The organism is Paenibacillus sp. BR2-3 (genome assembly GCF_046529485.1).
Lineage (GTDB): Bacteria > Bacillota > Bacilli > Paenibacillales > Paenibacillaceae > Paenibacillus_AQ.
This window is the reverse complement of record NZ_CP126311.1, coordinates 2139057-2156955: the sequence shown is the minus strand read 5'-3', so window position 1 is coordinate 2156955 and position 17899 is coordinate 2139057. Positions and strand designations below refer to the sequence as shown.

Below are 17899 nucleotides of genomic sequence, written 5' to 3'. Positions count from 1 at the left end.
CCTCGGTGATTTATTCGCGCTAGTTCTTCCAAATCCTTCTTCCATTAGCAAAAGAAACTCACCGGCGAGATGAGTTTCCATGAGTTGAATGCGCATTAAAGGTAGTGGATGCTTCTTTGACAACAGCCTCAGAAAGCGCGGTAATTTCACTGAGGGTAATGTCTGACAGCTGTGTGACCGGGTGAAGCTCTCCGCCATCTTCCAGTTCCTCAAGAGGCTCAAGTCTCCAATGGACAAGAAATTCAATATTGCCTTCTCCTCCCGTAATCGGCGAGAAGGTCAGACCTTTAAAAATATAACCAAGCTCAGCCGCCATCGACAACACATTGATCAGCACTTCCTTATGAACCGCCGGTTCACGAACCACACCGGATTTGCCCACCTTTTCCCGGCCTGCTTCGAACTGCGGCTTAATCAGTGCAGCAATATCTGCCGGTTTCTGCAGCAGTGCCTTTAGGGGTGGTAAAATTATCCTTAAAGAAATGAAAGAAACATCAATGCTGGCGAAATCCGGAGCAGGTCCCTCCAAATCAGGGGGTGTCATATAACGGAAGTTTGTGCGCTCCATTACGCGCACACGCTCGTCATTGCGCAGCGACCAGTCCAGCTGATTGTAGCCCACATCAATAGCGTACACATAACTCGCACCGTTCTGGAGTGCGCAATCCGTGAATCCGCCTGTCGAAGCGCCTATATCGAGCATGTTCCGTCCCTCTAGGTCTATTCCGAAATGATGGAGCGCTTTCTCAAGCTTAAGTCCGCCGCGGCTGACATAAGGGTGCACAGAACCCTTTACCTTCAAGGTTGCGCTCCGTGGCACCTTCATTCCAGCCTTTTCGATCCGCTCTTCATCCGCCAACACAAGCCCGGCCATAATGGCCGCTTTGGCTTTCTCCCGGCTTTCATAATATCCCTGCTCCACGAGCAGGACATCTATCCGTTCTTTACGGTGTTCCATGGTCATCTCCTGAATGGTTAAACTTTATTGGGAATCAGCTTACCGGCTTCACAATCCGCTTTATGATGATGAAGTCGTCTTGCCGTATGAATAAGCACTCAAAGCCTTCATGGATCTGATGCGTCCGCACAGCGATTCAACGGTAAGTCCGGTCTGCTGGCGCTGCTCCTTGATCGAACCATGTTCAACAAATATATCCGGCACTCCCATAAGATGCACTCGGGTTTCGTACTGCTCATGCTCCGCAAAGAATTCCAGCACAGCGCTGCCCAGGCTTCCCGCCTGACTCGCTTCCTCCATCACAATCATACTGGTTCCGGCACGGGCCATGTCCAGCAGCATGGAATCGTCGAGCGGCTTCAGGAAACGTGCGTTAACAACACTTAGCTGAATCCCCTCGCGTTTCAGAAGCTCTGCGGCTTCCTCGGCAATCTGAACCATGGGGCCGCAAGCCATTACCGCGTATTCATCACCCGGACGCAATCGCTCCCAGGATCCGATCGGCAAGCTTCGCAGTTCCTTGTCCAGGGCTACGCCGGTACCGTTGATACGGGGATAACGATAGGCGATGGGTCCCTCGTTATATTCAAGCGCTGTCTTCATCATATGACGGAGCTCATTCTCATCTTTTGGCATCATCATTACCATATTTGGAATATGGCGCATAAAAGCGATATCATACACTCCCTGGTGGGTCTCCCCGTCAGCACCAACATACCCGGCCCGGTCGATGGCGAACATAACGTTGGCATTATGACGGCAAATATCATGAACAATCTGGTCATAAGCCCGCTGCATAAATGTCGAGTAGACCGCAAATACAGGCTTCATGCCTTCCATTGCCAATGCAGCGCAAAGTGTAGCCGCATGCTGCTCTGCAATCCCGACATCAATCATCCGGTCCGGGAATTCCTTGGCGAACGGAAACAAGCCTGAACCACCCGGCATAGCTGGTGTAACCGCTACGATCCTTTTGTCTTCATGGCCAAGCTCGAGCAGCGTCTGACCGAATACATCCGTATACATCGGGTTACCTACGGCTTTGAGCACCTGTCCGGATTCGATTTTGTAGGGTGTAATGCCATGCCACTTATAGGAATCGGCTTCTGCCGGTTGATAGCCCTTGCCTTTGGTCGTGAGCACATGTACAAGCACAGGACCAGCCACATTATCTGCCTTATGGAAAGTATCGATCATTTTCTCCAGATCGTGACCATCCACAGGACCAAGGTATGTAAAGCCCAGCTCTTCAAACAGCACACCTGGAACCATCATATATTTAAGACTGTCCTTCATCCGCTCCGCGGTCTTTGCCAAACGGTCACCGATCGCCGGGATTTTCTTGAGCAGTCCCTCAACTTCATCTTTAGCCCGTAAATAATGGCGGTCCGAACGGATTTTGCTTAAATAATTGTGCATCGCCCCTACATTGGGAGCAATGGACATCTCATTGTCATTCAGAATCACCATCAGCTTACGCTTCTCATGACCGATATGATTCAGAGCTTCAAAAGCCATTCCGCCCGTAAGCGCACCGTCACCGATAATAGCAATGACCTTGTTATCTTCACCCTTCAAATCACGGGCCATTGCCATACCCATGGCAGCCGAAAGGGAAGTACTGCTGTGTCCGGCTTCCCAGACATCATGACAGCTTTCGGAACGCTTCACAAAACCGCATAATCCTTCTTGCTTGCGCAGAGAGTCGAAGCGGTCCTTGCGGCCGGTCAGTATTTTGTGAACGTAGGCCTGATGCCCAACGTCATATATCATTTTGTCCCGGGGACTGTCATAACAGTAGTGCAGGGCCAGCGTGAGCTCCACTACTCCCAGATTCGATGCCAGATGGCCTCCGGTCACAGACAGCTTCTCGATCAAAAACCGGCGAATTTCATCCGCAAGAGTAGTCAGTTCCCCGACCGACAGTGATTTCAGTTGCTCAGGATCATTTATTTGTGGAAGCAGCACGTGTTTTCCCCGCTTTCCTTGATGTTTGAAATATAGATCTCATTATAACACAAACGAAACGGCTGTCGAAATCCAGCCGCTTCTGAAATTATCTATTGATTATAGGTTTGGAGCTCATTAGTGGTCGCGTTTCATCAGATATCCGGCTATTTCCAGCAAACGGGAGCAGTCGTGAAAACCGCCTTCCATCACAGCATTCTTAGCTGTCTCTGTCAAGCGCTCCACCTCTTCGCGTGAGGCGTCAAGGCCAATAAAAAACGGATAGGTCACCTTATGCTGTTTGAGGTCGCTTCCCGTTTTTTTGCCCAGCTTGCTCTCGTCTCCGATCAGATCAAGAATATCATCCTGAACCTGAAAAGCAAGCCCAATCTTTGTTCCAAAAATCCGTAGAGCCTCAAGCTGCTCCTCTGTCGCTCCGGCGATCCGTCCACCTGCAAGTAAGGAAAAAACGATCAGATCCGCTGTTTTGTGCAGATGAATATAGCGCAGCTGTTCGAGCTCGGTAAGCCCCTGCTCACCTTCCATATCCGCAACCTGACCGCCCACCATACCGCGCGGACCTGCCATTTCCGCCAAATCCTCCACAATCGAGAGCGTACACTCCGCAGGAATTCCATATCGGCGTGAGGCTTGTACTACACTATAAAAAGCATGCGTCAAAAGCGCGTCCCCCGCAAGAATGGCCGTCGCTTCCCCGAATACTTTGTGGTTCGTCAGCTTGCCGCGCCGGTAATCATCATTATCCATCGCAGGCAAATCGTCATGAATCAGTGAATAGGTATGGATCATCTCAATCGCTGCGGCAACAGGAAGAGCTGCTTTCCGGTATCCTCCCAGTGCCTCGCAAGCCGCGATTACAAGCAGCGGGCGGAGTCTTTTGCCGCCAGCCATGAGCGAGTAGCCCATCGCCTCCCGCAAGCTTGCAGGCACGTTCCATTGTTCAGGGAACAGCTCTTTTAATTCAATGGTGACGAGATCTGTTATCTCTGCAATATAATCCGCGAGAGGCTTACGGCCGGCTGCTTCTGCTGATCCGCTATGAAGCTCATGCCTATAGCGACTCATCGTTGTCCACTTCCAACCGCGCGCCGAAAGGCTTCTTGCGAAGCTCTCCGTCCTCCAGGGTAATCATCTCAATCTTCCGCTCCACCTGCTCCAGCTTGCTGCCGCATAACTGCGACAGCTTCATGCCCTGCTGAAACAGATCGATAGCCTTCTCCAAAGGAACGTCGCCGTGCTCAAGCTCACGCACGATTTCCTCCAGCCGGTCCATTGCTCCCTCAAAATCCAGTTCCGCTTCCTTCGTCATCGCCTTTGGCATCCTCCTTCATCCCCCATACTTGGCAGTCGAGTTGTCCATCATTCAGCTTCACCACTACAAGATCGCCGATTTGCACCTCGTTCAGCGATTTAATGAGATGCTGCTCACCTTCGTTGTAGACGAGGCTGTAGCCTCTCGACATCACTTTAAGCGGGCTCAGCGCATCCAGGTGGCGCATTTCCGCAACATAGCGGGAACGCTTCTCTTGCAGGCGTACCTGCATGGCCGCCATCAGCTCGCGGCGCAGACCATCCGCGCGCCGCCGGGCTAGTATCGCCCCCTCACGCGGAGTGAAGCGCTGCAGGACTTGATGCAGAACGGCCTGGCGCTCACGCGCCCGGCCGATCCTTGTTGCTGCTGCGACACTAAGTCGATGCTGCAGCATGTCCAGCCGCTGGGAATGCTGCAGCAGATAGCGGCGGGGTCCTGCCAGCGTCAGGGAGCGCTGCAGCGACGACAGACGCTCTCGTCCATGCTGAGCACGCCGCTGCAGGCTCTGGCGCAGCCGGCGCTGCGTCAGCAGCAGCTGCGAAGCCAGCTCGCCGGCGTGCGGCACAGCCAGCTCTGCTGCGGCTGTGGGTGTAGCAGCACGCAGATCGGCGACAAAATCAGCGATCGTGAAATCGGTCTCGTGGCCAACGGCCGAGATAACCGGAATCTCCGATGCTCCAATTGCCCGAGCGACCGCTTCTTCGTTGAACGCCCACAGTTCCTCAAGTGAGCCGCCGCCCCTGCCGACGATAAGTACATCGGCTCCGCCCATGCTGTTCAATTCCTTAATGGCCTTTACTATGGAAGGCGCAGCGCCTTTGCCCTGGACTAGCACGGGATATAATACAATCGCCACTTGCGGAAAACGCCGCTGCAGCGTAATCATGATATCCCGTACCGCCGCTCCTGTAGGTGAGGTAATGACCCCTATACAGCGCGGAAAACGCGGCAGCGGGCGCTTGCGCTCTGCCGCAAACAACCCCTCCAGCTCCAGCTTGCTCTTCAATTGCTCATAGGCCAGATAGAGGCTGCCGATCCCGTCAGGCTGCATATGCGTTGCATAGAACTGGTATTGCCCATCCCGTTCGTACACCGTCACATTCCCTCTGGCAATGACCCGTGCTCCCTCCTTCGGTACAAAAGGAAGCCTCTGGTTATGGGAAGAGAACATAATCGCCTTAATGCGGCTGCTCTCATCCTTCAAGGTAAAATACATATGTCCGCTGCCATGATGCGTGAAATTCGAAATTTCCCCGCGAATCCATACATCGGACAGCAAAGAGTCCGAGTCCAGCTTCATACGGATATAACGGTTTAGTTCTTTGATGGAGTAAACCTGCCGTTCAGCTGCCATAAGCCAAACCTATTCCAGACCACGGCGGCGCTTCGCCGCGATCAGCGTATTGCTCATAAGCATCGTAATGGTCATCGGACCCACTCCGCCTGGGACAGGCGTAATGTAGCCCGCAACTTCTTTGGCGCTGTCGTAATCAACGTCACCCGCAAGCTTACCGTTATCAAGCCGGTTCATTCCAACGTCAATAACGACTGCCCCCGGCTTGACATAAGAAGCATCAATGAAGTTGGCACGTCCAATGGCTACAACCAGAATATCTGCCTGCAAACACAGCTCAGCCATATTGGCCGTGCGGGAATGGCACATCGTTACTGTAGCGTTCTCCCGTTGCAGAAGAAGGGAAACCGGCTTACCTACAATGTTGCTTCGTCCGATTACTACGGCGTGCTTGCCGACCAGGCCTGTCCCGGTCCGCTTAATCAATTCGATAACTCCTGCCGGAGTGCAAGGAAGCAGACTGTCATCACCGATTACCAGATTGCCGACATTCACAGGATGGAAACCGTCCACATCCTTCTCCACGGCAATGGCGTTGATAACCGCCTTCTCATCGATATGCTTCGGCAGCGGCAGCTGGACGAGAATTCCGTCGATCTCATTGCGGCTGTTCAAATCTTCAATCATAGCGAGCAGTTCTTCCTGAGAAGTTGAGGCAGACAATCTGTGCACTTCGGAATAGAAGCCTAAACTAACACAGGACTTCTCCTTATTTCGCACATAAACCTGTGATGCAGGGTCTTCTCCTACCAGTACTACGGCAAGTCCGGGCTGTGCCCCGCGTTCTGTTAGAAGCGCAACCTCCCGGGCAATTTCGATACGAATTTCATCGGATACTTGTTTACCGCTGATGATTGCTGCTGTCATGACAGTCTTCTCCCCTTTTGTATATAGTGAATTAAGAATGGCTTTCTTTAAGTGTGTCCAGCTCCTGGATCATTTTGCCCAGTACGCCGTTGACGAACTTACCAGAGTCCTCCGTGCCGAAATGCTTGGCCAAATCAATGGCCTCATTGACGGCAACTTTTGCAGGCACATCATTGGCAAAGATCATTTCAAAGGTGGCCAAGCGCAGAATCTGGCGGTCCACCCGCGACAAACGGCTCATTTGCCAGCCCTTCAAATAATGCTCAAGAATATCGTCAATGGCAACCTTATGTTCCCAGATCCCATTCACATGCTCCACCACATAATGCTTTAATTGAATCTCGTCGGTAATAACCAGCTCCGCCTCATTTTGGTCTGAAGCTTCCTCCAGCAGAATTTCTACCGCTTCGGCGCTATCTACATCGTTCATTTCCATCTGATACAGGCTTTGCACTATAATTTCCCTTGCAATACGTCTTTTCATCTGTTCCTCCTAAATAATGTTAGATCACTTTATTGTAAACAATGGCTCACCTGCACTTAGCTTGTCCTACAGTCATCATTTCAAATGCTTTAAACATCTTCAACTCGCAAAAAAACCGCGGCCGTCTTTCTTCAGGGGCAAAGACAAAGAAAACCTGCAAATCCTGCTCCGGAAGAAAGACTATCGCGGTTCATTTGAAGGGACGCCCGCGGCCTGACAACCTTTGCACAAATTCCTGCCACTGAAACAGTGGAGCTTGCGCGTTGTCTTTTCTTTTGCCGAGCGTATATCCGATGAACACAACCAGTGCAAAGAACAGCATATCCCAGAAACCGCTAATCAAATAAATGAATCCAAGAATAATACCGAAGGCCACTCCGGCAATTCTACCCCCGTGACTTTCCCAAACTTCTTTCCAAGGCATTAGGGAAACTCACCTCTATTCCACTCGACTTTTGAAGCTTGGAGACTGAGTAAGGTTAGCAATATATACAGACACATCAGCTACCGGAATTCCTGTCGTCTCCTGCACAAATTCATGTACTTGACGTTGAACTTCCGTTGTGAGCAGCGGCAGGGAGTGCTCTCCGTCCACCACAGCACGTATCATAATCTCAAGCCCTGCTTGAGAGACGCGGATGCGCGATTTCAAGTCTCTGATTCCTTTGACTTTACCGGCGGCTTTGAGACTAAGATTCTCTATCGTCTCCATCGAAATCTGAATATCCCCATACTCCGTACGCTGGTCTACAGAAGGCATGGAAGCCCGGTCGCGGCGAAGGGAAATATAGAAGAAACGGATGCTGAGCAGAAAGAGAACAACAGCCGTAATAATCGCAGCAATATAAACGGCCGGTCCATCCTGGATGTCCAGAGCTTCAGGAATGACGCCGCTTAACAGAAGGATGGCGATAACAGATAATATTCCGATACTCAAGCTGTATATAAACAGCAAAAGCCTGTCCAAAATTTTTGCCAAGAGTCTCATAACCTCCTTAAATTAGAGTAAACCCTCGACTTTGCTGTCGGGGGTTTGATGAAGAATGTAAACTGTTACTTCACACGAAGAAAAGCGTCCGTATCATCGATCTTTTCTGCATTTCTAAACTGAACATCATGAATATGCACATTCACTTCCACGACGGTCAAGCCTGTCATTGTCTCAATGGAACGCTTAACATTGCGCTGGATTTCCGCCGCTACTTCCGGAAGCCGGTTGCCGTACTCGATAATAACGGATACATCGACTGCAGCCTCGCGCTGGCCCACTTCAACCTTAACACCCTTAGACAGGTTCTTACGTCCGAGAAGCTCTACAATTCCTCCGGCGAATCCGCCGCTCATACCGGCTACGCCTTTAACTTCTACAGTTGCAAGACCTGCAATAATCTCGATCACTTCAGGAGCGATCTGAATTTCACCGATATCCGTCCGTTCGTATTCTGTCGGCAATGTACTCATCTTAGACTTCACACCTTTCCACAAAAAGTTGTTCATGATTTCGAGCAGCGAAAGCACGTCTCTTATTAAACATACTATATCATTTGAAGAACTTTATGACAAACAAAGCGAAGCTGTCCTAAATTTCGTACTCTTCCAGAAATTTAATATCAAAGTTACCATCCAGAAATACAGGATGCTCCAACAGTTTCTGATGGAACGGAATCGTCGTATGTATCCCCTCCACTGCAAACTCTCCAAGGGCGCGTTTCATCTTGGCAATCGCTTCCTGGCGGGTAGGCGCCCAGACGATCAGCTTGGCAATCATGGAATCATAGAACGGTGAAATCGTATAGCCCGGATAAGCTGCACTGTCGATGCGGACACCCACACCGCCCGGCGGGAGATAAAAGCCTATTTTGCCCGGGGAAGGCATGAAGTTTCGGTCGGGATCTTCCGCATTAATACGGCATTCAATGGACCAGCCGTTAATAACAATATCCTCTTGGGCAAAGGAAAGCGGATTACCTTCGGCCACAGAGATCATTTCCTTGATTAAATCTACGCCGGTTACCATTTCCGTTACCGGATGCTCAACCTGAATACGGGTATTCATCTCCATGAAATAAAACTGTCCGTCCGGTCCCAGCAAAAACTCCAATGTGCCTGCACCCGAATAATTCACCGCCAAAGCTGCACACACTGCCGCTTCACCCATGGCTTCCCGGATTTCAGGTGTCAGTACAGAGCAAGGCGCTTCTTCTACAAGCTTCTGACGGCGGCGCTGCACGGAGCAGTCCCGTTCCCCCAGATGAACTACATTGCCATGGTTATCGGCAATAATCTGAATCTCGACGTGCTTCATGCCGGTGAGGAATTTCTCCAGATAGACACCGGCATTTCCGAATGCCTTCTGAGCTTCCTGTTGGGCAGCCGTAATCTGCTTCACCAGGGATTCCTCATCCTCTGCAATGCGTATGCCCTTGCCGCCGCCGCCTGCGGTAGCTTTAACGATGATCGGATACCCGATATCCCGGCCGAGCATAACCGCTTCCTCCACATCTCCAACGAGTCCATCGGACCCGGGAATGATCGGAACTCCGGCCAGCTTCATCGTTTCCTTAGCTACGGCTTTATCACCCATGCGGGTAATGGCTTCCGGGGAAGGACCGATAAATATAATATTGCACGATTCGCAAATCTCAGCAAAATCGGCATTTTCAGCCAAAAATCCATAGCCGGGATGTATTGCATCACATTCCGTCAAGGTGGCGACACTCATAATATTAGTAAAGTTCAGATAACTATCCTTCGACAAAGTCGGTCCGATGCAGTATGCTTCATCCGCCAGCCGGACATGCAATGAATCCCGGTCAGGCTCCGAATAAACCGCCACAGTGGAAATGCCAAGTTCACGGCAGGCCCTGATAATACGGACCGCTATTTCGCCGCGGTTGGCGATCAGCACTTTTTGAATGTTCATGCGTTTCCTCCCAAAAGTTATGCGTAGGTTTATTCCGGTTTCACCAGAAACAATGGCTGGCCGTATTCCACTAACTGACCATTCTCGGCCAGAACGGAGACGATCTCACCTTTAATCTCGGCTTCCAGCTCATTCATGAGCTTCATCGCTTCAATAATGCATACCGTTGATTTCTCAGTTACACGATCTCCAACTTTGACAAACAATGGCAGCTCCGGAGATGCACTACTGTAAAACGTACCTACCATCGGGGATACAATCTTATGTAATAGACCCTCTGCAGGCGAAGCTGGCGGTTGCGGTGCGGCAGAAGCCTCACTCACAGGATGAACTTGCTGCGGACTCTGCGGCTGGTGGGAAGGCGTAAAGGGATGCACATAAGGAGTCGCCTGAACAACTGTACCCTCAGCTTCCGGCCGGTCCGGTTTGCGAATAGCCAGCTTCATGCCTTCGCTTTCAATTTCCAGCTCGTGTACGGAGGAGGTTTGGTCCAGCAATTTAATCAATTCTTTAATTTCGCTTAACTTGAACATACTTTAGTTCACTCCTTCAGCTTCTCTCGAAGCCACTCTTCTTAGAGGACAAGATAACTTTATGTATTATATCATAAACGCTAGAAATGGAAAGAGCCCGGGGCAACCCGAGCTCTTTCGTCATATTCTTCTATTTTTTCAATGCGTTTATTACTCGGAAACGTATTGTACGCTGACCTTGTCCTGAGTTACACTGAGCTCTTTCATCACAAGATCCACAATGGATACCGCCTGCTTCACATCCAGTTTCTCACTCAGCACCACAACTTTATAGGTGTTGCCGTCCTCCTCTTTAACGATGGCTTCGCCGTATTTCTTCTGGAGCTGTTCTTCAATCCCAGTAATTTTGGATTCTTTTTCCTCCAGTTTGCTAAGCTGCTCCTGGGCGATAGCGTTATCCGCCGGCGTTTTGTCCATATCGTTAATCAGGGCGATCAGATCATTGTATTCCTTCAGATTTTTTTGCTCACGCTCGTATAGGTAGTTCGTGAACATACTTGAAGCAGACACGCTTTGGGATGCTACTTCATCCAATATAGCTGCATCATCTTTAGGCGTTGTCTTGTCTGCCGATGCCGAAGTCGTATCTTCATTGGCTGCCGTATCCTTAGCCGGATCTTCCGTACTTTCTGTAGCCGCCGCCTGCTCAGAGGCCGCCGGGTCCTTGGTCACGGCATCATCTGCAACCACGCTATCCGCAGCACTACTGTCCCCGCTTGTACCGGCAGCTGCAGTCCCAGGGTCGGCTGTGACAGTACCAGAAATGGCTGCTGAGTCATCATTGGTGATCACTTCATTTACAACTACACCCTCATCTCCGACTGACGGGGAGGCAACACCGGCCGCATCATTGACGGTACTTTCAACCTGTATGCTTCCTGCTGTCTCCTTAGGAGCGGATACGCCAGAGTCCTCAGTAAACAGATAGTATGCGGAGAGAACCACCATTAAGCTAAGCATGGATACCAACCAGATTGTTTGTCTTTTACCGTTCATTACTACTCCTCCTTTTTGTGCTTGCGCCTAAATTCAACATCATTTCGTATTACTTTGATCTTCAATCTATTCCTGTTTGCGCGGAACAACGGATATACGGTAAACCGGGACATTCAGCCCTTTTTCCACCGCTTGTTCAATCAGCCCCCGGACCACTTTATTCTCTGCCCCTTTGGCTACGACCAGCACACCACGCACCTGCGGCTTGATCCGCTTTGTAATAATAGGAGTCTCATCCCCGGATTGGGTATAGGTGACGATTTCACCGTCCCTTGTATACTGCGTCGTATGACGCTTACCGCCGTTGGCGTCGGTTTCTTCACTTTGCTGCTGAGTGTCATTCATATTCCTCTGAACAACAATTTCCTCCGTAGAATCCACCGTCACCATGATATCCACAGTGCCTACCCCGACGATTTTCTCCAGGATTTCCTTGGTCCGGTTCTCCATCGCCAGTTCAATGCTCTCAAACGAATTGGTTACCGGTGTATCCCCTCCCTGCTGCAGCGCAGCTTGTGAGGATTGATTTACCGGCGGTTCCCGCCCTGTATTCTCAGTATCCAGTTTCTTCACATTGACGAATGAATTGAACAGCATAATTGCCGCTCCGATCAGACCCAAAATAATCAGCCAGCGAAACGTATGGCTTCTCTTCGGACTCCCGGACCCGCCGCCCGCCCACTGTTCCAGCTTTTTAAGCCAATTGCCCATGTTTACTTCCCTCCTCCAAAGCCCGTTATCTCCCGCAGCCTTATTACAGCTTAGCGGCGCCGGCGGCGCTGCTTTGCACCTGGATTACCCCTGGTTCAAGCCCCCACTTTTGTTCCAGCAGTGCCTTAATAGCTTTTACATCCTCTGCGGCAGTCGCGCTCTCTTCAGCGTCTTCTGTCCCGGCTTCAGTACCTGCTGCCGTTGAGGCTCCCGCAGTGCCTGTTCCCTCCTGATCCTCAGGTTCACTGTTTTGTATATTGATCTCAATCGAATTTACAGGAGGAATAACGATGGGCCCGGATGCTGCTGTCCCTCCCCCGGTTACCCCGCCGTCTTCCGAAGAAGTATCTTTAGTTCCATCTAGCCCTTTTATGACAGGCATTGCGACAATCACCGAGGAGATGGCAGGATGGGCTTCCGCACCGGGGGTATCCGCTTGTTTCATCGCCAGCGCTACAGTGACCTGCACGCCTCTTTCCCCCGTTTCAGCCGAAATCTGCTCTTTCATTTGTCCTGCAATCTCGCTGGCGGCCAGCTTGAGGCTTTGCTCCTGGCGTCCCTGCGCCAGCCTCTGTCCGTCAGCCAGAATCTTTTCGAGCGTATCGGCTCCTTGTCCGGCGCTTGTCAGGACTCCGCTCTGCAGCTTCTGTTGATCCATAGCCATACTTAATTCCGTGACCGCATCCCCCTTCAGCAGAGATACGATAGGGCTCAGCATCGTTAGCAGAACGAGCAGGCTAAGCACCAGTCTTGCATAACGCTCCATCGACTTGCTCGGGAGCAGCATTTCCACGAAGGAGGCCAGCAGAACAACAAGAATGATTTCCCTAAGCCATCCGCCTAACCAGGTCATGAACTCCCTCCCTCAAACTCACCTCATCATGACGGTGACATTGCCGGCGGTCAGCATAATCGTGACTGCCAGAAAGAACATTAGCGATACTGCCGCCAGAGCGGCAAATACGTAAATCATGCTTTTGCCGATGGTCTGCAGGCAGGATACAATCGGCGTGTCGCCCAAGGGCTGCATGACTGCCGCTGCCACATTATAGATAAGGGCAAGCACCAGTATTTTGATCGCCGGAAAAGCGCACAGGAACAAAATAATAATGACACCCGACAGCCCGATTGCGTTCTTGACCAGCAGCGACGCCGAGATGACCGTATCCGTGGCATCCGCGAACATTTTACCGATTACCGGTACAAAATTTCCCGTGATATACTTGGCAGCCCGGATCGTTACCCCGTCTGTCACGGAGCTGGTTATCCCTCTCACGGAGATGACTCCAAGAAAGACAGTCAGCAGAACACCAAGGAGGCCTGCTCCCAGGTTGCGCAGCAGATTAGCAAGTTGGGTCAACTTGTACTTGTTGGACATGGAGCTCACGAGATGCAGCACTGCCGAGAAAAACAGAAGCGGGAAGACGACGGTATGAATCAAAGTGCCAACCGTATGAATCATAAAAACAATGAGCGGATGGGTTACAGAAACAGTAACGATATTGCCCATGGAGGCCAGCAGTGCGAACAGCAGCGGAATCATGGCCATCATGAAGTCGATCATCCGGTCGATAGCGTCTTTCGCATAACCTATAGCGATATTAAAGCTGTTAACGGCAATGACCAGAACCACCATATAGCAGAGTGTATAAGCCACTTTACTGACGTTTTGCCGCTCAAAGGCGGTCTGGAGTGTTTCCAGTATCATGCTGAGCACACTGATCATGACTATGGTGACGAGCAGCTTGCCGTTATACAGAACCTCATGCCACATGTAAGAACCAAGCCCGGAAAGCACACTTTGGAGACTTAGCCCGTCTTCCCCCGGAATCAGCATGTCCATTAGCGACGGGGTGGCCCCTTCCGGAAAAAAACCGCCGTAGTCCTTCATCAGCTGGTCCCAGTATTTCTCAACGCCATCCTTTGGCAGGTCCTCTATTTGCCCCTTTACCCACCCGTCAACCGGGGAACCCGAGGAAGTGCCGGGTGAAGAGGCGGAGGCTGTACCTGTCATGATCCCTGAGATGAGAAAGCAGCAGATGAACAGAAGCAGCACCATAATTAATTTGGGGGGTCGAAAAATTGTACGGACCAACATGGTTTCTCCTCCCGTTTCACGATGGGTACTGTTTTTTACTATGCGGGCAGCAGTTTCATCACCGTTTCGATGATAATACTGATAATGGGTACCGCCAGAACCATAATGAGCACTTTACCGGCAAGTTCTATTTTGGAGGCGATAGATTCCTGACCCGCATCACGCACAACCTGTGCGCCGAATTCCGCGATATAGGAAATACCGATAATTTTGAAAACCGTCTTCAGATAGATCATTTCCATCCCCGAGGACTCCGCTACCCGCTCCAGCGTTGAAAGGATCATCCCGATCTTGCCTATCAAAAACAAAAAGATCAGAATCCCTGTAGCCGTGGCCAGTAAAAAAGCGAACATCGGTTTTTGTTCCTTCAAAACGAGTATCAGAATGGTCGACATCAGCCCGATTCCAACGACTTGAATAATTTCCATAGCCCGCCTATTGAAAAAGGAAAATCGATTTGATTTCCTGAAGCAGTCCGTCCAGCATGCGGATTACCATAAACAGTACGACGACGAAACCGATAACAGTAACCCAGTGGGCGATGTCTTCTTTGCCCATCTGCTTCAGCACCGTGTGAATCATGGCGATGATTATGCCGATGCCGGCAATTTGAAAGATCGCATTGACTTCTATATTCATTCCTGGCACCTCGCTAAAAGATCAAAATGACAATCAATGCTCCAAGCAGCAGCCCCAGGCTTTTGCTCATTTTTTCATATTTGCCTTGATCGTCCCTGGCTGCTACTTCCTCCTGCTTCAATTGCTGCAATGCCAGCGCTATATGGGTTGCCTGATTGGACCTGTCACTTGTCCCGAGCGTGCAGCTCAGCTGACGGATAATTTCCTTCTCCGAAGCCTTCATTGCCGTGTTCTTCCAATGAGTCTCCATGGCCCTATGAATGGCATCCTGGGCACTTCTGTTATTAGGAGGACTCATCTCCTCGGCTGCGGAGGTAAAAAAACATTGCAGCGGCTCTCTGGACTGGACCCCTATTCGCCGCAGAGCTTCCGGCAAAGGTGTGAAGCCGTACATGATTTCAGTCTCCAGACGCTGCAGAGCCGCGATCAAGCCGCGAATGTGTCTGGGCCTGTCTGAGTATTGCCGGGCGCGTTGAAAGCCTGCCAGCGTTCCTGCAAGCACGATCATCACTGCTCCAAACAGCTTAAGCATAGGCATCACCGCCTATTCGCTCCGGGGAAACCACCAGCCTCCGATTCTGGCTGTCCAGAATACGGAAGGACAGACCACTTTCCGACCGGTGCAGGATTACGTATCGCTCGAACATTTTGTTCTCCAGCAGTCCGCCCAGACCCGGCCTGCGGACCAGCTCGGACACTTCCTTGCCATGAGCCGTAGCCAGCACCGTAATTCCTGCGTGCAGCGCTTCAGTTACCGCCTCAGCATCCTCGGGACGTCCGATTTCATCCGCAACCAGTACGTCGGGAGACAGGGAGCGAATCATCATCATCATGCCTTCCGCCTTGGGACAGCCATCCAGAACATCCGTGCGCGGGCCAATGTCAAAGGCTGGAATGCCGCGCCTGCTGCCGGCGATCTCGGAGCGCTCATCGACGATACCAACCTTCAGTCCGGGCCGGCGGCCCTCGGGTTTCCCCTGCCCTCCGGTAGAAATCTGCCTCGCAAGATCACGGAGCAGGGTTGTTTTCCCATGCTGGGGCGGTGAAAGGATCAGCGTGTGCATGAATCTCTGCCCGCCCTTATCCAGCAAATACGGAAGTATTCCGTCTGCGGCGCCTTGCACTTCACGTGCAATCCGTACATTGAAGCCTGTGATATCCCGGAGATGCTCAACACCGCCACCACTGAGCACGGTCCGTCCGGCTAGTCCGATGCGGTGACCGCCGGGGATCGTAATGAAACCTTTGCGAAGCTCTTCTTCCATCGTATAGAGGGAGTGATTACTGATCAGATCCAGCAGCCGGTGACTGTCCTCGCGATCCGGCCTATAAGCCTCCTCCGGGTGTTTTGTGAGAGCACCATCCCCGCATAGAAAGTGATACTTCCCGGAATAATTTATTTCTAGGGGCCGCCCTTCCCGGACACGAATCTCCTCCACAGCCGTCAGCAGAGATAACGGTAGACGCTGGAGCATTGCTCTTACTTTTTCGGGAAACAATAGAAGCCAATCGTTAGCCATACAAAGAACCCCCAAGTTGTCCTCTACTTAATTGCTTTATTCCATATTTATGCTTGTACTTGTCTTTTATGCACTATAATCTATCATTTTTTCAGAATGCCGATTAAGAGACACGCCACACCGATGCCAACCCAGCCCAGCTTGCTCCAGGACAGCTCTTGGGCCATACCGGTCAAACCAATAGCTGAGGTTGTAATGAGAATAGTCGGACCCACCAAGGCCAGGACCGAATTGACTGCCAATGCCTTATCTACCTGATTTAATCGCAACATAATAAGCGCGGCGGTGATTTCCGCACAGCCCGACAGCAGCCGTAGAATCGCCATCCAGCTTACATACTTGTCCAAGCACACTCAACTCCTTTGAAAATTCATTTCCATCTCATTACTGAGCACGACTCTGGTTATTCCGGCTGTTATCCATGGATATGCAGGACTGTCCCACTTTAGACAGGAAGAAATGACTTACCGGGAACAATAAGATGTGAAAGAAATCATAGTGATAACCGCTATAAAAAAATATCATCGGTATGATAAATTTATTTTTATGGAACCTATATAGTGCCCGCGTTAAGGCACAAGAAAAAAGAGGGGATTTCAGTCATGCATATTCGTAATTACGGTGTACCAATCAGTACGGGAACAGTAATGAGGCAAGTGCGGGAGGTAGCCATTATTATATTATCCGCATTACTGGTAGCGGGCGGGCTGCGATTGTTCCTGATTCCTCACCAGCTGTTAAGCGGAGGGGTGGCTGGAACAGCCTCTGTTATCGGTTATTTGACCAATCCGGGGTATATTTCGCTGATTTATTTCGGTATCAACCTGCCGATTCTTATATGGGGCTTCGTTGTTGTCGGGAAGAAGTACATTTGTCTGAGTATGTTGTCCGTTGTTTGTACTACGTGGTTTCTGACGATAATTCCGTTAGTTCAGGTAACCAAAGATCCCATTCTGGCCAGTATCTTCGGCGGGGTCATTATTGCCGGAGGGGTCGGATTTTCTCTGCGTGCCGGGGGTTCTTCAGGCGGGTTTGATATTCTGGGATCCATTATTACACGCAAGCGTGATATTCCGATGGGGACTGTACTGTTTGTCTTGGATGGTCTTGTTATTCTAAGTCTGGGCTTCTTCAAAAGCTGGGATTCTGCCTTGTACGCCATGCTGTGTATCTTTGTCAAAAGCAGAGTGGTCGACATGATCCATATTCGCCATGTGAAATTAACGTGCTTCATTGTTACAAAGGAAAGGGAGCTTATGTTGAACCGCCTGAAGTTATTGCCCCATGGCGTAACCGTGGTCAATGCTGAGGGAGGATACAGCCACGAGGGCAATACGATGCTCATGACGGTAACCACCCGGTACGAGCTGGCAGAGCTGAGGAAGACCATTATTGAGACCGATCCGAAATCCTTCGTAAATGTCCTCGAAACCGTTGAGATCGTGGGGAGATTCAGGAGACAGGGTTAGGTTGCAGTTATTTTCATGCAAAAAACAGGGATGCCCTCAGCCTCTTTCGGCTGTATGGACATCCCTG

The 17899-nt window shown here is 50.8% G+C and carries 22 protein-coding genes; 1 reads left to right on the top strand and 21 read right to left on the bottom strand.

From position 1 onward, the window contains the following. Positions 1-58: 58 nt before the first annotated feature. The 21 genes from PaeBR_RS10235 to PaeBR_RS10135 form a co-directional block, all read right to left on the bottom strand. On the bottom strand, positions 59-958 hold the full coding sequence (locus PaeBR_RS10235; protein ID WP_410514705.1) for a TlyA family RNA methyltransferase: 900 nt from the start codon (positions 956-958) through the stop codon (positions 59-61). A gap of 60 nt (positions 959-1018) precedes the next feature. Continuing rightward, entirely contained in the window at positions 1019-2926 is a 1908-nt protein-coding gene (gene dxs, locus PaeBR_RS10230) for a 1-deoxy-D-xylulose-5-phosphate synthase (RefSeq protein WP_410514704.1), read from the bottom strand. A gap of 117 nt (positions 2927-3043) precedes the next feature. Further along, positions 3044-3991: a polyprenyl synthetase family protein gene (locus tag PaeBR_RS10225; RefSeq protein WP_410514703.1), complete on the bottom strand. Its 948-nt coding sequence runs from the start codon at positions 3989-3991 to the stop codon at positions 3044-3046. After that, positions 3978-4235: an exodeoxyribonuclease VII small subunit gene (gene xseB / locus PaeBR_RS10220; RefSeq protein ID WP_410514702.1), complete on the bottom strand. Its 258-nt coding sequence runs from the start codon at positions 4233-4235 to the stop codon at positions 3978-3980. Before xseB ends, PaeBR_RS10225 begins: the two co-directional genes overlap by 14 nt. After that, positions 4207-5592, bottom strand: a complete 1386-nt coding sequence (xseA, locus tag PaeBR_RS10215) for an exodeoxyribonuclease VII large subunit (protein WP_410514701.1) — start codon at positions 5590-5592, stop codon at positions 4207-4209. Before xseA ends, xseB begins: the two co-directional genes overlap by 29 nt. 9 nt (positions 5593-5601) lie before the next feature. Next, positions 5602-6459, bottom strand: coding sequence for a bifunctional methylenetetrahydrofolate dehydrogenase/methenyltetrahydrofolate cyclohydrolase FolD (gene folD, locus PaeBR_RS10210; protein ID WP_410514700.1), 858 nt, complete (start codon positions 6457-6459; stop codon positions 5602-5604). Positions 6460-6490: 31 nt separating this feature from the next. Continuing rightward, complete coding sequence (nusB, locus tag PaeBR_RS10205; RefSeq protein ID WP_410514699.1) at positions 6491-6943, bottom strand: transcription antitermination factor NusB; 453 nt, start codon at positions 6941-6943, stop codon at positions 6491-6493. Between the two features lie 190 nt (positions 6944-7133). Then, positions 7134-7367, bottom strand: coding sequence for a DUF2273 domain-containing protein (locus PaeBR_RS10200; protein ID WP_410514698.1), 234 nt, complete (start codon positions 7365-7367; stop codon positions 7134-7136). A gap of 15 nt (positions 7368-7382) precedes the next feature. Further along, a complete protein-coding gene (gene amaP, locus PaeBR_RS10195) occupies positions 7383-7922 on the bottom strand; it encodes an alkaline shock response membrane anchor protein AmaP (RefSeq protein ID WP_410514697.1) in 540 nt (179 codons plus the stop codon). Positions 7923-7996: 74 nt separating this feature from the next. Beyond that, complete coding sequence (locus PaeBR_RS10190; RefSeq protein ID WP_410515143.1) at positions 7997-8404, bottom strand: Asp23/Gls24 family envelope stress response protein; 408 nt, start codon at positions 8402-8404, stop codon at positions 7997-7999. A 118-nt stretch (positions 8405-8522) separates the two neighbouring features. Next, positions 8523-9866: an acetyl-CoA carboxylase biotin carboxylase subunit gene (gene accC, locus PaeBR_RS10185; RefSeq protein WP_410514696.1), complete on the bottom strand. Its 1344-nt coding sequence runs from the start codon at positions 9864-9866 to the stop codon at positions 8523-8525. A gap of 29 nt (positions 9867-9895) precedes the next feature. Continuing rightward, positions 9896-10399 (bottom strand): acetyl-CoA carboxylase biotin carboxyl carrier protein, encoded by a 504-nt coding sequence (accB, locus tag PaeBR_RS10180; RefSeq protein WP_410514695.1) that lies wholly within the window; start codon positions 10397-10399, stop codon positions 9896-9898. Between the two features lie 150 nt (positions 10400-10549). Then, positions 10550-11395, bottom strand: coding sequence for a SpoIIIAH-like family protein (locus tag PaeBR_RS10175; RefSeq protein WP_410514694.1), 846 nt, complete (start codon positions 11393-11395; stop codon positions 10550-10552). 66 nt (positions 11396-11461) lie between these two features. Next, positions 11462-12106: a stage III sporulation protein AG gene (gene spoIIIAG, locus PaeBR_RS10170; protein ID WP_410514693.1), complete on the bottom strand. Its 645-nt coding sequence runs from the start codon at positions 12104-12106 to the stop codon at positions 11462-11464. 43 nt (positions 12107-12149) lie between these two features. After that, positions 12150-12959, bottom strand: coding sequence for a stage III sporulation protein AF (gene spoIIIAF / locus PaeBR_RS10165; RefSeq protein WP_410514692.1), 810 nt, complete (start codon positions 12957-12959; stop codon positions 12150-12152). Positions 12960-12977: 18 nt separating this feature from the next. Next, a complete protein-coding gene (spoIIIAE, locus tag PaeBR_RS10160; RefSeq protein ID WP_410515142.1) occupies positions 12978-14165 on the bottom strand; it encodes a stage III sporulation protein AE in 1188 nt (395 codons plus the stop codon). Between the two features lie 77 nt (positions 14166-14242). Then, entirely contained in the window at positions 14243-14632 is a 390-nt protein-coding gene (gene spoIIIAD, locus PaeBR_RS10155) for a stage III sporulation protein AD (protein ID WP_410514691.1), read from the bottom strand. A 7-nt stretch (positions 14633-14639) separates the two neighbouring features. After that, complete coding sequence (spoIIIAC, locus tag PaeBR_RS10150; RefSeq protein ID WP_410514690.1) at positions 14640-14843, bottom strand: stage III sporulation protein AC; 204 nt, start codon at positions 14841-14843, stop codon at positions 14640-14642. Positions 14844-14856: 13 nt separating this feature from the next. Next, the gene (gene spoIIIAB, locus PaeBR_RS10145) at positions 14857-15375 is read right to left on the bottom strand and encodes a stage III sporulation protein SpoIIIAB (RefSeq protein WP_410514689.1); all 519 of its coding nucleotides are present in this window, start codon (positions 15373-15375) and stop codon (positions 14857-14859) included. Further along, entirely contained in the window at positions 15368-16363 is a 996-nt protein-coding gene (gene spoIIIAA, locus PaeBR_RS10140; RefSeq protein ID WP_410514688.1) for a stage III sporulation protein AA, read from the bottom strand. Before spoIIIAA ends, spoIIIAB begins: the two co-directional genes overlap by 8 nt. Before the next feature lie 83 nt (positions 16364-16446). Beyond that, positions 16447-16716 (bottom strand): YqhV family protein, encoded by a 270-nt coding sequence (locus PaeBR_RS10135; RefSeq protein ID WP_410514687.1) that lies wholly within the window; start codon positions 16714-16716, stop codon positions 16447-16449. A 249-nt stretch (positions 16717-16965) separates the two neighbouring features. Between PaeBR_RS10135 and PaeBR_RS10130 the strand changes: the two genes are divergently transcribed. Beyond that, positions 16966-17832 carry a YitT family protein gene (locus PaeBR_RS10130; RefSeq protein ID WP_410514686.1) on the top strand — a complete coding sequence of 289 codons (867 nt, stop codon included), beginning with the start codon at positions 16966-16968 and terminating at the stop codon, positions 17830-17832. Positions 17833-17899: the final 67 nt, after the last annotated feature.